Annotated in this window: 11 protein-coding genes; 5 read left to right on the forward strand and 6 right to left on the reverse strand. The window is 56.7% G+C overall.

Annotated elements, in window-relative coordinates; translation table 11 throughout:
* Window positions 1–32: 32 nt before the first annotated feature.
* The gene (mfd, locus tag ACQG03_RS08765) at window positions 33–3,479 is read right to left on the reverse strand and encodes a transcription-repair coupling factor (protein ID WP_063163630.1); all 3,447 of its coding nucleotides are present in this window, start codon (window positions 3,477–3,479) and stop codon (window positions 33–35) included.
* Window positions 3,480–3,624: 145 nt separating this feature from the next.
* Complete coding sequence (locus ACQG03_RS08770; protein WP_022647756.1) at window positions 3,625–4,698, reverse strand: acyltransferase family protein; 1,074 nt, start codon at window positions 4,696–4,698, stop codon at window positions 3,625–3,627.
* A 256-nt stretch (window positions 4,699–4,954) separates the two neighbouring features.
* Here ACQG03_RS08770 and lolC point away from each other — a divergent pair, with 256 nt between their 5' ends.
* From lolC to cobB, 5 genes are read left to right on the forward strand one after another with little or no spacing between them, the layout of a single operon-like run.
* On the forward strand, window positions 4,955–6,154 hold the full coding sequence (gene lolC / locus ACQG03_RS08775; RefSeq protein ID WP_017384712.1) for a lipoprotein-releasing ABC transporter permease subunit LolC: 1,200 nt from the start codon (window positions 4,955–4,957) through the stop codon (window positions 6,152–6,154).
* Entirely contained in the window at window positions 6,147–6,848 is a 702-nt protein-coding gene (lolD, locus tag ACQG03_RS08780) for a lipoprotein-releasing ABC transporter ATP-binding protein LolD (protein ID WP_032624471.1), read from the forward strand. The genes lolC and lolD overlap by 8 nt, the downstream gene beginning before the upstream one ends.
* Window positions 6,848–8,092 carry a lipoprotein-releasing ABC transporter permease subunit LolE gene (gene lolE, locus ACQG03_RS08785; protein WP_022647758.1) on the forward strand — a complete coding sequence of 415 codons (1,245 nt, stop codon included), beginning with the start codon at window positions 6,848–6,850 and terminating at the stop codon, window positions 8,090–8,092. The genes lolD and lolE overlap by 1 nt, the downstream gene beginning before the upstream one ends.
* Before the next feature lie 54 nt (window positions 8,093–8,146).
* The gene (nagK, locus tag ACQG03_RS08790; RefSeq protein WP_045622612.1) at window positions 8,147–9,058 is read left to right on the forward strand and encodes an N-acetylglucosamine kinase; all 912 of its coding nucleotides are present in this window, start codon (window positions 8,147–8,149) and stop codon (window positions 9,056–9,058) included.
* Window positions 9,059–9,072: 14 nt separating this feature from the next.
* Window positions 9,073–9,894, forward strand: coding sequence for a Sir2 family NAD+-dependent deacetylase (cobB, locus tag ACQG03_RS08795; protein ID WP_063163629.1), 822 nt, complete (start codon window positions 9,073–9,075; stop codon window positions 9,892–9,894).
* A 34-nt stretch (window positions 9,895–9,928) separates the two neighbouring features.
* On the opposite strand, the gene potD is transcribed toward cobB, so the two are convergent.
* Genes potD through potA form a run of 4 tightly spaced genes read right to left on the reverse strand, consistent with a single transcriptional unit; the run spans window position 9,929 to window position 13,737 of the window.
* On the reverse strand, window positions 9,929–10,963 hold the full coding sequence (potD, locus tag ACQG03_RS08800; protein ID WP_022647761.1) for a spermidine/putrescine ABC transporter substrate-binding protein PotD: 1,035 nt from the start codon (window positions 10,961–10,963) through the stop codon (window positions 9,929–9,931).
* A complete protein-coding gene (potC, locus tag ACQG03_RS08805) occupies window positions 10,960–11,751 on the reverse strand; it encodes a spermidine/putrescine ABC transporter permease PotC (RefSeq protein ID WP_023305879.1) in 792 nt (263 codons plus the stop codon). Before potC ends, potD begins: the two co-directional genes overlap by 4 nt.
* Window positions 11,748–12,605: a spermidine/putrescine ABC transporter permease PotB gene (potB, locus tag ACQG03_RS08810; RefSeq protein WP_063163628.1), complete on the reverse strand. Its 858-nt coding sequence runs from the start codon at window positions 12,603–12,605 to the stop codon at window positions 11,748–11,750. Before potB ends, potC begins: the two co-directional genes overlap by 4 nt.
* Window positions 12,589–13,737, reverse strand: a complete 1,149-nt coding sequence (potA, locus tag ACQG03_RS08815) for a spermidine/putrescine ABC transporter ATP-binding protein PotA (protein ID WP_165838634.1) — start codon at window positions 13,735–13,737, stop codon at window positions 12,589–12,591. The genes potB and potA overlap by 17 nt, the downstream gene beginning before the upstream one ends.
* Window positions 13,738–13,905 lie beyond the last annotated feature (168 nt).

The raw sequence follows: 13,905 nt of genomic DNA on the forward strand, positions 1-13,905 counted from the left end.
CCCCACCAGCCGGGCGCTGGCGGGGGAAACCGTTATGCGATGGCGTTCTCTTCCAACTGACGCATAAAGTTACGCACCCAGTCCATGCGGATTTTACGTTCCGTCAGATCCTGAGTAAATTTCAGACGCGTCGGGCCATCAAGACGGAAATGCTGCGGCTGTTTTTGCAGAAGGCCAATCAGCCACATCGGATCGACGTGGTTCTTCTCGGCAAACTCAATTACGCCGCCTTTCTCGTTGCCTTCAAGCTTGCGAATGCCCAGCTTCTGCGCCTGCTGACGCAGGTGGGCAATATCCAGCAGGTTGCGCGCCGCATCGGGCAATATCCCAAAACGGTCAATCAGTTCGACTTTAATCTCTTCCAGCTCGCCTTCGCTTTTCGCGCTGGCAATGCGTTTGTAGAACGACAGACGGGTATTCACGTCAGGAATAAAATCATCCGGCAACAGGGAAGGCATGCGCAGTTCCACTTCGGTCTGCTGGCTGGTGAGATCTTCCAGAGACGGTTCACGTCCGGCTTTAAGCGCGTCGACGGCATTTTCCAGCAGCTCCATATACAGAGAGAAACCGATGGTTTCCATGGAGCCGCTCTGGTCTTCACCCAACAACTCACCGGCGCCGCGGATCTCCAGGTCGTGCGTCGCCAGCGCAAAGCCAGCACCCAGATCTTCCAGCGAGGCGATAGCTTCCAGACGCTTTTGCGCGTCGGTGGTCATCGCCTTCGGATGCGGCGTCAGCAGCCACGCGTAGGCCTGATGGTGCGAACGCCCGACGCGCCCGCGCAGCTGATGCAGCTGGGCCAGGCCGAAGTGATCCGCGCGTTCGATGATGATGGTGTTCGCCGTCGGAATGTCGATCCCGGTCTCAATGATGGTGGTACATACCAGCACGTTGAAACGCTGATGGTGGAAGTCGTTCATCACCCGCTCCAGCTCGCGCTCGCGCATCTGGCCGTGACCAATGGCGATGCGCGCTTCCGGCACCAGCTCTGCCAGCCTGTCGGCGGCTTTCTGAATGTTTTCAACGTCGTTATACAGGTAATATACCTGGCCGCCGCGCAGCACTTCACGCAGGATCGCCTCGCGAACCACCAGATTGTCGTACTCGCGAACAAAGGTTTTCACCGCCAGACGGCGCGCCGGCGGGGTGGCAATAATCGACAGATCGCGCATGCCGCTCATCGCCATATTCAGGGTGCGCGGGATCGGCGTGGCGGTCAGGGTCAGAATGTCGACGTCGGCGCGCATCGCTTTGATGCGCTCTTTGTGGCGCACCCCAAAGCGGTGCTCTTCATCGACGATCAGCAGCCCCAGATCTTTCCACTTCACGTCGCTTTGCAGCAGCTTGTGGGTGCCGATCAGAATGTCAATTTTGCCTTCGCTTGCCTGTTCCAGGATTTGCGTCTGCTCTTTGGCGCTGCGGAAACGCGACAGCATCTCAATGCGTACCGGCCAGTTGGCGAAGCGGTCGCGGAAGTTGTCGAAGTGCTGCTGGGCGAGGAGGGTAGTCGGCACCAGTACCGCCACCTGCTTGTTGTTTTCCACCGCCAGGAAAGCGGCACGCATTGCTACCTCGGTTTTACCGAAGCCCACGTCGCCGCAGACTAAGCGATCCATCGCCAGCGGCTGGCACATGTCGCTCAGCACGGCATTTATGGCCTGAGCCTGATCCGGCGTAGTTTCAAACGGGAAGCTGTCGCAGAACAGCTGGTACTGCTCTTTATCATGCTTAAACGCATAACCCTCTTTGGCCGCACGCTGGGCGTAAATGTCCAGCAGCTCGGCGGCCACGTCGCGCACTTTTTCCGCCGCCTTCTGCCGCGCGCGTGACCAGGCGTCGCCGCCCAGCTTATGCAGCGGCGCGTTATCTTCCGCGCCACCGGCGTAGCGGCTGATAAGGTGCAGGGACGACACTGGCACGTACAGTTTGGCGTCGTTCGCGTAGGTCAGCATCAGGTATTCACCTTTGATGCCGCCTGCTTCGAGGGTGGTCATTCCCTGATAGCGACCCACACCGTGTTCCAGGTGAACGATCGGCTGACCGGGGTGCAGTTCGGCCAGGTTGCGGATCAGGGTGTCCGGGTTGATGGTGCGACGGCTGTCCTGACGACGGCGTGCCACGCGCTCGCCCAGCAGGTCGCTTTCACAAATCAAGGCCAGGTTATTGAGCGTATCAATAAATCCGTGTTCGGCGGAGCCGATCATCAGGTAACGACCATTTCCGGTCGCTTCGCTCAGGCGATGAATGCGCTTCGGTGCAACTTTGATCCGCCCTAGTAGTTCGCCCAGCGCTTCACGACGACCCTCACTCTCAACGGAGAACACCACTGGCCCGGTGAAGGAATCAAGAAACTTGCGCAGGTTATCGAGCGGGGATTTCTGCTGCGCCTGGACGGCCAGATCGGGCAGCGTCCGGAACGCGAGATTGGTGTTCGCCGCCTTATCGGCAAGCGAATCGGTTTTGAGTTGCATACGCGGCCAGCGTTTTAGCTCGGCGTTGAGCTCGTCGGTACGCAGCCACAGCATTTCCGGCGGCAGCAGCGGACGCATCGGGTCAACGCCCCGGTTTTCAAAGCGGGCGCGCGTTTCGCTTTCAAAGCGGCTGGCGCTGGCGTCGATATCCCCGGTGTTAACAATCAGCGTATTGGCCGGGAAGTAGCTGAACAGCGCCGGCAGCGGTTCGTTAAAGAACAGGGGCTGCCAGTACTCGATCCCGGCCGGAAGGGTGCCTTTGCTGACCTGCTGGTAGATATGTTCGGCATCACGTTTCACATCGAACCTGTCGCGCCACTGGCTGCGGAACAGTTCGATGGCGGTTTTATCCGTCGGGAACTCATGGGCGGGCAGCAGATTAATGGAGTCCACTTCCTCCAGCGTGCGCTGGGTGTCGGCGTCGAACACGCGCAGGCTGTCGATCTCATCATCGAAGAAATCCAGACGATACGGCTGGTCGCTGCCCATTGGATAGAGATCCAGCAGCGCACCGCGCGTCGCGTATTCGCCGTGCTCCATCACCTGATCGACATGACGGTAACCGGCTCCGTCAAGCTGCACGCGCAGGGCATCGCGCGACAGGCGCTGGCCTTTTTTCATCACCAGCGCATGGCCGTGCAAATAGCTGTGCGGACAGACGCGCTGCATCAGGGTATTCACCGGCACAATCAGCACGCCGCGCTGCATGGTGGGGAGCTGATACAGCGTCGACAGGCGTGAGGAGATGATCTCCTGGTGCGGAGAGAAACTGTCGTAGGGAAGCGTTTCCCAGTCGGCCAGGCTGAATACCAGACTGTCGGTGAACTGACGAATTTCGTCGTGCAGGCGCAGGGCGTTTTGCATGTCCGGGGCAACCAGCACCACCGGCCCCGGATGGCGCTCGGCAATTTCCGCCACCAGCGTGGCGCAGGCCGCGCCTGTCAGTTCGCCCAGCTGGCGTTGGTCACCTGCTTTTACAGGCAAGAAAAAACGATAGTGTTCAGGCATGGCTATGTCAGGGTCTCTTGGGGATATACCAACAGTATTGGGGCATATCACTGATACGCAATGTCTTTATTATCCTCGATCGTTATGCATAAGCAAATCGTAACCGCACAAGAGGAAAAGTGCCCCCGGATGGGGGCAGGGTAGGTTAGCGGCTGGCGAGCTGTGGCGTAAGCCGTGCGGGAGGGGAGAAGAAAAGGTCGCCAAAGAGGGCGGTCGAGAGCTTACGTGCGCCCAGTCCAACCAGCGTGCAGACGAGCAGGCTGACGAACGGATAGACCAAAATCAGCGTTAACTCCGCCCAGATCGGCCAGTACGCCGCATTCATTTCGCGAATCAGGAGCAGGCTAAACGCCTCAATTAAAATGCGGTGGGTGGTATAAATCGCGATGGTGTTTGAACCGATGACGTTCAGCAGATTATTGGGATGAACGGCATAACGCTGCTCGAAGCTGTAAAAGAGCTTCATGATGACCACGATCGACAGCAGTGAGAGCGGCAGAGGAACATTAGCGAACCACAGCACAACCGACACCGCGCCAGAGGCGATAAGTACCAGCCAGCTGCGGCGCAAATTCATCCCTTTCATCCACGTCATCAACTGCGCGCCGTACCATGCGCCGAGGCTGTAGTAGATCATGTTGCGCACCACGCTGTTCATTCCCCACCACGGTAAAGGCAGGAAGTTAATGGCGATGCTTGCCAGCGCCAGAAGCCCCAGCATCGGCAGTTTCCAGCGGCTCAGCAGTTTACAGAGCGTGAAGTAGACTACTAAGGCGTACAAGTACCACAGGCTGGTGCTGGCCGTGAGCATTCCCAGTACAAAACCTGAAACGGAATCGGCGTAGGCCGCATTGGATGCTGTCGCCAGTTCACGCTCGGGGGCGAGCCAGGCATTCAGATGGGTCAGCGCCTGCCATTGCAGGACGCCCCACAGGGCCAGCACCCAGACAATGCTCCAGATCCGCTTGTCGAGACTGGTGCGCCAGTTCACCTCGTCAATATATCGACGAATCAAATAGCCGGAGATGAAGAAAAACACCGGCATACGGAACGGGGCGAGGTAAAGATTAAAGTAGACCCAGCATTTGGCGAGCAGGCCCGATAACGGATGCTGTAGCCCGTCCAGGTGAGGATAAAAGGTGATCACCGAGTGGTAAATCACCACCAGGCAGATGCACAGCCCTTTTATCTGGTTAATCCATAATGCTTTTTGTTTCATTGTGCGTGACGACCTTGTTGCCATAAACGAAAGGTCGATTGTTGTAAAATGAAACCCCGATGTAACGGGTAACAGTCTGTATCAGGACGATTTTCGGAAAAGGTGGAGGCTGTATGGCGGAAGTTCAATCAGTAGCATGATGATTTATCTGAATTTTTCGGAAAAATGATTACCGAATCTTACGGTTTCAGTCATTTACGCTTAGCGGATTCGCTTATATACTCGTGGGTCTGCTATCAGCAAACAGACGGATTTCATGTATCAACCTGTCGCACTCTTCATAGGCTTACGTTACATGCGTGGGCGCGCCGCGGACCGCTTCGGTCGCTTTGTCTCCTGGCTTTCGACTATTGGCATTACGCTTGGCGTGATGGCTCTGGTGACGGTGCTTTCCGTCATGAACGGCTTCGAGCGCGAGCTGCAAAACAATATCCTGGGGCTGATGCCGCAGGCCGTTCTCTCTTCCACTCAGGGCTCCGTTAACCCGCAACAGCTGCCGGAAAGCGCGGTGAAGTTACAGGGTGTCACGCGCGTTGCGCCCCTCACGACGGGCGATGTGGTGCTGCAAAGCGCCCGCAGCGTGGCGGTCGGGGTGATGCTGGGTATCGATCCGGCGCAAAAAGATCCGCTGACGCCGTTCCTGGTCAATGTGAAACAAACCGACCTGGAAGCGGGTAAATACAACGTCATCCTCGGCGAGCAGCTTGCCGGGCAGCTCGGGGTCAACCGTGGCGATCAACTGCGCGTGATGGTGCCCTCAGCCAGTCAGTTTACGCCGATGGGGCGTCTGCCAAGCCAGCGCCTGTTCAACGTGATTGGCACGTTTGCGGCGAACAGCGAAGTCGATGGTTACCAGATGCTGGTTAACATTCAGGACGCCTCGCGTCTGATGCGCTACCCGGCGGGAAATATCACCGGCTGGCGTCTGTGGCTTGATGCGCCGCTGAAGGTGGATACCCTTAGCCAGCAGACGCTACCGGAAGGAACGAAATGGCAGGACTGGCGCGACCGCAAAGGCGAACTGTTCCAGGCCGTGCGCATGGAGAAAAACATGATGGGGCTGCTGCTGAGCCTGATCGTGGCCGTTGCCGCGTTTAATATCATCACCTCGCTCGGGCTGATGGTGATGGAGAAGCAAGGCGAAGTCGCCATTCTGCAAACCCAGGGGCTGACGCCGCGCCAGATCATGGCGGTATTTATGGTCCAGGGCGCCAGCGCTGGCATCATCGGCGCGCTGCTCGGCGCGGCGCTGGGTGCGCTGCTCGCCAGCCAGCTCAACAATCTCATGCCGATTATCGGCGCGCTGCTTGATGGTGCGGCGCTGCCGGTGGCTATCGAGCCGCTCCAGGTGGTCGGTATTGCGCTGGCCGCGATGGCTATTGCGCTGCTCTCTACGCTTTATCCTTCCTGGCGGGCTGCCGCCACTCAACCCGCTGAGGCTTTACGTTATGAATAAGATCCTGTTGCAGTGCGACAACCTGTCCAAACGCTATCAGGAAGGCGCTGTGCAGACCGACGTGCTGCACAATGTCAGCTTTAGCGTGGGTGAAGGCGAGATGATGGCGATTGTTGGCAGCTCCGGCTCCGGCAAAAGTACGCTGCTGCACCTGCTGGGCGGGCTGGACACGCCAACCGAAGGCGATGTGATCTTTTCCGGGCAGCCGCTGAGTAAAATGTCGTCTACGGCGAAAGCCGAGCTGCGTAACCGTGAGCTGGGTTTTATCTATCAGTTCCACCACCTGCTGCCGGACTTTACGGCGCTGGAAAACGTGGCGATGCCGCTGCTGATTGGTAAAAAGAAACCCGCAGAAATCAATGCCCGCGCCAGCGACATGCTAAACGCGGTAGGGCTGGGTCATCGCGGGAATCATCGTCCGTCTGAGCTTTCCGGCGGCGAGCGTCAGCGTGTGGCCATCGCCCGTGCGCTGGTCAACAACCCGCGCCTGGTGCTGGCGGATGAACCGACAGGTAACCTCGATGCGCGTAACGCAGACAGCATTTTCCAGCTTCTCGGCGAACTGAACGCCGCGCAGGGAACCGCGTTTCTGGTGGTCACGCACGATTTGCAGCTGGCTAAGCGGATGGGCCGTCAGCTGGAAATGCGCGACGGTCGTCTGAATGCAGAACTGACGCTGATGGGAGCGGAGTAATGGCTTCACCGTTATCGTTACTCATTGGGTTACGCTTTAGCCGCGGTCGTCGCCGGAGCGGGATGGTTTCCCTTATCTCCGTGATCTCCACCATCGGTATCGCCCTGGGCGTGGCGGTTCTAATCGTGGGCTTAAGCGCCATGAATGGCTTTGAGCGCGAACTGAATAACCGCATTCTGGCCGTTGTACCCCACGGTGAAATCGAGCCGGTTAACCAGCCGTGGTCCAGCTGGCGTGATGCCCTTAACAAAGTGGAAAAGGTACCCGGCATTGCGGCGGCTGCACCTTACATCAACTTTACCGGGCTGGTAGAGAGCGGGGTAAACCTGCGCGCCATTCAGGTGAAAGGGGTGAATCCACGTCAGGAGGAGCGTCTGAGCGCGCTGCCTCGCTATGTGCAAAATGGTGCATGGGCAAACTTTAAGGCTGGCGAACAGCAGATCATCATGGGCAAAGGCGTTGCCGATGCACTGAAGGTGAAGCAGGGCGACTGGGTCTCGATCATGATCCCGAACGCCAGCGCTGATCACAAATTGCAGCAGCCTAAGCGCGTGCGTCTGCACGTCACTGGTATTTTGCAGCTGAGCGGCCAGCTCGATCACAGCTTCGCGATGGTGCCGCTGGAAGATGCGCGCCAGTATCTGGATATGAGCGACAGCGTGACGGGCATTGCCATTAAGGTTAACGACGTTTTCAACGCAAATACACTGGTGCGTGACGCTGGCAGCGTGACCAATAACTATGTCTACATCAAAAGCTGGATCGGCACTTACGGGTATATGTACCGTGATATCCAGATGATCCGCGCGATTATGTATCTGGCGATGGTGCTGGTGATTGGCGTGGCGTGCTTTAATATCGTCTCTACGCTGGTCATGGCCGTTAAGGACAAGAGCGGCGACATTGCCGTGCTGCGTACCTTAGGGGCGAAAGACGGTCTTATTCGCGCCATCTTCGTCTGGTACGGTTTGCTGGCGGGGCTGTTTGGTAGCCTCTGCGGCGTGGTCATCGGCGTGGTGGTGTCTCTTCAGCTGACGCCGATTATCAACGGGATTGAGGCGCTTATCGGCCATCAATTCCTGTCAGGCGATATCTATTTTATTGACTTCCTGCCGTCTGAACTGCACTGGCTGGACGTCATTTATGTGCTGGTTACAGCACTTTTACTGAGTCTGCTGGCAAGCTGGTATCCGGCGCGTCGCGCAAGCCGAATTGATCCGGCGAGGGTATTAAGTGGCCAGTAATTTCGTCATGGTTTAGCGGTCTTTTGGCCGCTGAATCAAACAGAGGAATGCATCATGTATTACGGATTTGATATTGGCGGCACCAAGATTGCGCTCGGCGTGTTCGATAAAGACCTTAAGCTACAATGGGAAACCCGCGTGCCTACGCCGCGCGATAGCTACGATGAATTTTTAACCGCCATTGCCGCGCTGGTGGCGCAGGCGGATGAACGCTTTGGCGTCAAAGGCAGCGTCGGCATTGGTATACCGGGTATGCCCGAAACCGACGACGGCACGCTGTATGCCGCCAACGTTCCTGCTGCCAGCGGCAAACCGCTGCGTGCCGATCTTTCTGCTCTCCTTGAGCGCGACGTGCGCTTAGACAACGATGCCAACTGTTTTGCTCTCTCAGAGGCCTGGGACGACGAGTTTCGTCGCTATCCGTTGGTGATGGGGCTGATCCTCGGAACGGGCGTCGGTGGCGGGATTGTCATTAACGGTAAGCCCATTACCGGGCGCAGCTACATTACCGGAGAATTTGGTCATATCCGTCTGCCAGTGGATGCGCTGGACGTCGTTGGTCGTGATTTCCCGCTTACCCGCTGCGGCTGTGGTCAGCACGGCTGCATTGAGAGTTACCTTTCAGGGCGCGGGTTTGCATGGCTTTATGAACACTTCTATCATCAGAAACTTGAGGCCCCTCAAATCATTACGCTGTGGGAGCAGGGAGACGCGCAGGCGCGTGAGCACGTTGAGCGCTATCTTGATTTGCTGGCGGTGTGTCTGGGGAATATCCTGACCATCGTCGACCCGGATCTGCTGGTGATCGGGGGAGGGCTGTCAAATTTCTCTGCGATTACGGAACAACTGTCCGGGCGTTTGCCCCGACATTTATTGCCGGTCGCCCGCGTGCCGCGCATTGAGCGTGCGCGACACGGGGACGCAGGAGGCATGCGCGGAGCCGCATTCCTTCATCTCACCGATTAGTTTACGAGGTTACTATGCTGTCGCGTCGCCAGGGTCGACTCAGCCGTTTTCGCAAAAATAAACGCCGCTTACGTGAACGCCTGCGTCAGCGGATCTTTTTCAGAGACAGGATGATGCCAGAAGCGATGGATAAACCCAGAGTGGTGGTGTTGACCGGGGCGGGGATCTCCGCCGAATCCGGTATTCAGACCTTCCGCGCGGCGGACGGGCTGTGGGAAGAACACCGAGTAGAAGATGTGGCGACGCCGAAAGGTTTCGCCCGCGATCCGGCGCTGGTTCAGGCGTTTTACAACGCCCGTCGTCGCCAGCTTCAGCAGCCGGAGATTGCGCCAAACGCGGCGCACCTGGCGCTGGCAAAGCTGGAGGAGGCGCTGGGGGATCGTTTTCTGCTGGTGACGCAAAACATCGACAATCTTCACGAAAGAGCCGGAAACCACAACATCATTCACATGCACGGCGAACTGCTCAAGGTGCGGTGCGCATGGAGTGGGCAGGTGCTGGAGTGGAAAGAGGACGTGCTGGACGAAGACCGCTGCCACTGCTGTCAGTTCCCTTCGCGTCTGCGTCCCCATGTGGTCTGGTTTGGCGAAATGCCGCTGGGAATGGATGAGATCTACAGCGCCCTGGCCATGGCGGACGTCTTTATCGCCATTGGTACCTCAGGACATGTCTATCCGGCGGCGGGGTTTGTTCACGAAGCGCGACTGCAAGGTGCCCATACGGTGGAGCTTAATCTTGAGCCAAGCCAGGTCGGGAGTGAGTTTGAAGAGAAGCATTACGGTCTGGCCAGCGAGGTGGTGCCAGCCTTTGTTGATAAACTCCTGAAGGGGCTGTAAGGGTAACGGGCGACCTTGCGTCGCCCGTTGTGCATTAACGGCCTGCTTTTAGCTTCTGATAATACTCTTCATACAGGCGGCTCGCGTCACCGACGTCGTTCTGCCATTCCCCTTTGCTGATGGTTTCAGCGTCCGGATAAAGCGATTTATCATTCGCCACTTCAGGACTTAACAGCTTCCGCGCGGCCAGGTTTGGTGTCGGGTAACCAATAGTTTCCGCCACCTGTTTTGCCACATCCGGGCGCAGCAGGAAGTTAATCAGCTTCAGGGCGCCATCGACGTTTTTCGCATTAGCCGGGATCGCGAGGCTGTCCATCCAGAAGATGCCGCCCTCTTTCGGCCAGACCACCTCCAGCGGCGTACCGGCCTGACGCGCCACAAACGCAGAGCCATTCCAGACCATCCCCAGATTCACTTCACCTTCCATATACGGGTTAGCCGGGTTATCCGAGTTGAACGCTGCCACGTTTGGCATCAGCTTTTTCAGTTCGTTATACGCCGCTTCGATCTCTTTCGGATCGGTGGTGTTGCCGGAGTAGCCGAGTTTACGCAGCGCAATCTGGAACACTTCGCGCGCATCATCGGTTAACAGCAGGCTGCTTTTGTATTCCGGCTTCCACAGATCAGCCCAGGATGAAACCGTTTTTGGATCAACGGCATCGCTGTTGACGCCAATTGCCGTCGCGCCCCAGATGTACGGAATGGAATAATCGTTGTTCGGGTCGAATGGCTTGTTTAGCATCTCAGGATCGAGGTTTGAAAAATTGGTTAGCTTCGTTTTATCGATCTTCTGGATCATGCCTTCTTTGCGCATCTTGTCGACGAAATAGGTCGAGGGCACCACCAGGTCATACGCGCCATCTTTATAGGTTTTGAGCTTGGCGTACATGGTTTCATTCGACTCGTAGGTCGAATAGATCACCTTGATGCCCGTCTCTTTGGTGAACTGCTCCAGCAGGCCCGGCGGCACATACTCGGTCCAGTTGTAGAAATAGAGCGTTTTGCTGTCATCAGCATGCGCGGCACCCATTCCGAGCACCAGTGCCGCAGCGGCAAGCATTTTTTTCATTTCTGTGTCCCCTGAGATTTTGTTTTATCACGAGCAATAACCTGGCTGGCAAACACCAGAACCAGCGATAACACCAACAGAATAGTCGCCAGCGCGTTCACTTCGGGTGAAACACCGACTTTCACCATTGAGTAGATCTTCAACGGCAGAATTTCGTAGCTCGGCCCGGTGACGAAGGAGGACACGACCACGTCGTCCATCGACAGGGTAAAGCTGAGCAGCCATCCGGCTGCCACGGCAGGCATCGCCAGCGGCAGGATGATTTTGCGCAGAATGGTCATCTCGCTGGCACCCAGATCTTTCGCCGCTTCCAGCATGCGTACGTCGAACCCTTTCAGTCGCGCGTAGACGGTTACCACCACAAACGGCAGGCAGAAGGTGATATGCGAAAACAGCAGCGACCAGAAACCGAGCTGGACGCCCAGCAGCATAAATAGCACCAGCAGTGAAATGGCCATCACGATGTCCGGGGACATCATCACCACAAACAGCATACCGCTGACGAACGGCTTACCGCGAAAACGGTAGCGGTACAGCGCCACGGCGGTCAGCGAGCCAATCAGCGTCGCGAAGGTGGCAGAGAATACCGCCATCGTCAGCGAGTGCTGAGCGGCCTGTAGCAGGCTGTCATTGTTCATCAGCAGGCCATACCATTTGGTGGTAAACCCTTGCCAGTTGATCCCGAAGCGTGAACTGTTAAAGGAGTTCACGATCAAAATGATTATCGGAATATAAAGATACGCATAAATGGCGGTCATAAAACCGCCGCGAAGCAGTCGACCGATCATTCCAGCTCCACCTTCTTATTCAGCAGGCGTGAGGCACGCCAGTAAACCAGCAGCATCAGCCCCATTACCACCGTCAGCGTAATGCTGGTGGCCGCGCCGAACGGCCAGTCGCGGATGTTCAGGAACTGGCTCTTGATCACGTTGCCGATCAGCAGGTTTTTCGCCCCGCCCATCAGGTCCGACACGTAGAACAGGCCCATCGCAGGCAGCATGACCAGCAGACATCCGGCAATAATGCCCGGCATGGTCAGCGGGATAATGATGCGGATAAAGGTTTGCAGCTTGCTGGCCCCCAGGTCTCTCGCGGCTTCCAGAAGTGGTTTATCAAGCTTTTCAATGCTTGAGTAAAGCGGCATCACCATAAACGGCAGCAGGATATAGACCAGGCCGACGATCACCGCGCTCGGAGTGAACATAATGCGGATCGGCGTATCAATAACCCCAAGCCACAGCAGAAACTCGTTCAGATAGCCTTTGGTGCTGAGGAAGATTTTCAGCCCGTAGATGCGGATTAACGAGTTGGTCCAGAATGGCACAATCAGTAAAAACAGCAGCAGCGGACGCACTTTTTGCGGCAGGCGAGCCAGGAACCACGCGAACGGATACCCCAGCACCAGACAGGCAACGGTGGCAATCAGCGCCATATTGAGCGAGTGCAGCAGCACGTCAAAGTAGAGCGGATCGAGCAGGCGTGCGTAGTTGTCCAGCGTAAAGACCATCGCGACGAAGTTCGCGTCGTCGCGGGTCAGGAAGCTGGTTACGATGATCATCAGGTTGGGAAGAAAGACAAACAACACAAGCCAACCGACGATCGTGGCAATCACCACATTCTGGAACTTACTTGTGTTCTTCATCAGCCAGTACAACCTCCCAGCTTTCTACCCAGTTGATGACCATCTTCTGATCCAGCGAGTGGTCGAAGTCCGGATCGTCCTCGTTGAAGAACTCACTAACCATCACCATTTTGCCGTTTTCCAGTTCCACAACGGATTCGAGGGTCATCCCTTTGTAGTTGCGTTCGCGAACGTAACCGATCAGACCTTCGGCGTCAGCCGTGTCGTGGATCTCATCGACGCGAAGATCTTCCGGGCGCAGCAGAACGTTGAGCCTTTGACCCTTTTCCACGGCAAAGTTCACCGTGATGTTGCATTCGCGGCCTTCCACGTTGGCGCGCACGCGCTGCTCGTCCAGACGCTCAATCACCGTGGCGTTGAAAATATTGATTTCGCCAATGAAGCTGGCGACGAACAGGTTTTTCGGCTCCTCGTAAATTTCACGCGGCGTGCCGTCCTGCTCAATCTTGCCCTCACGCATCACCACGATACGGTCTGACATAGTCAGGGCTTCTTCCTGATCGTGAGTGACAAACACGAACGTGATGCCGAGCTTACGCTGAAGCGCTTTCAGCTCGTTCTGCATCTGCTTGCGCAGCTTGTAGTCCAGCGCGGAGAGGGATTCATCCAGCAGGAGCAGGCGTGGTTTGTTGACCACGGCGCGGGCAATGGCCACACGCTGCTGCTGACCACCAGAAAGTTGATGCGGCTTGCGCTGGGCGAATGCCTCCAGCTGCACCATGCGCAGGGCTTCGGTAACGCGCGGCGGGATCTCGCTGGTGGGTGTTTTTTGCATCCGCAGGCCAAACGCCACGTTCTCAAACACGGTCATGTGCGGGAACAGGGCATAGCTCTGAAAGACGGTATTGACGTGGCGATCTTCGGCAGGGACCTGGGTAATGTCCTGGTTCTCAAGATGGATATGGCCGTTATCGACGCTTTCCAGCCCGGCAATAAGGCGCAGGACGGTGGTTTTGCCGCAGCCGGAGGGGCCAAGCAGCGTGAGAAACTCACCGTCATTGATGGTCAGATTAAGATCGGAAATGACATCTTTGCCATCGAAACTTTTACGAATTCGTTCCAGTTGCACCAGCGGTGAAAGGGAACGGGGTTGTGTATTCAATTTTCGCGCTGTCCCATATAGACGCCTCAGGCAGCAGACTGAAGCGGGGTTTGTGTGTAACCACCTTGGTGACTCGTAATGAGGGCGGACATTCTACGGCAAACCCATTGAATCGCCAATCCTTCTCACTTATTCATAAGCTACATTTATTAACGCAGAACGATATAAACGTAAAAAGTTCTCGTTTGCGGGATAAAA

It is taken from the genome of Enterobacter cloacae complex sp. 342H5 (assembly GCF_050030905.1).
GTDB lineage: Bacteria > Pseudomonadota > Gammaproteobacteria > Enterobacterales > Enterobacteriaceae > Enterobacter > Enterobacter intestinihominis.

What these genes read in the sequence shown, in the direction of transcription:
- mfd (WP_063163630.1), bottom strand. Translation starts at nt 3,479, where the DNA reads ATGCCTGAACACTATCGTTTTTTCTTGCCTGTAAAAGCAGGTGACCAA.
- ACQG03_RS08770 (WP_022647756.1), bottom strand. Translation starts at nt 4,698, where the DNA reads ATGAAACAAAAAGCATTATGGATTAACCAGATAAAAGGGCTGTGCATC.
- lolC (WP_017384712.1), top strand. Translation starts at nt 4,955, where the DNA reads ATGTATCAACCTGTCGCACTCTTCATAGGCTTACGTTACATGCGTGGG.
- lolD (WP_032624471.1), top strand. Translation starts at nt 6,147, where the DNA reads ATGAATAAGATCCTGTTGCAGTGCGACAACCTGTCCAAACGCTATCAG.
- lolE (WP_022647758.1), top strand. Translation starts at nt 6,848, where the DNA reads ATGGCTTCACCGTTATCGTTACTCATTGGGTTACGCTTTAGCCGCGGT.
- nagK (WP_045622612.1), top strand. Translation starts at nt 8,147, where the DNA reads ATGTATTACGGATTTGATATTGGCGGCACCAAGATTGCGCTCGGCGTG.
- cobB (WP_063163629.1), top strand. Translation starts at nt 9,073, where the DNA reads ATGCTGTCGCGTCGCCAGGGTCGACTCAGCCGTTTTCGCAAAAATAAA.
- potD (WP_022647761.1), bottom strand. Translation starts at nt 10,963, where the DNA reads ATGAAAAAAATGCTTGCCGCTGCGGCACTGGTGCTCGGAATGGGTGCC.
- potC (WP_023305879.1), bottom strand. Translation starts at nt 11,751, where the DNA reads ATGATCGGTCGACTGCTTCGCGGCGGTTTTATGACCGCCATTTATGCG.
- potB (WP_063163628.1), bottom strand. Translation starts at nt 12,605, where the DNA reads ATGAAGAACACAAGTAAGTTCCAGAATGTGGTGATTGCCACGATCGTC.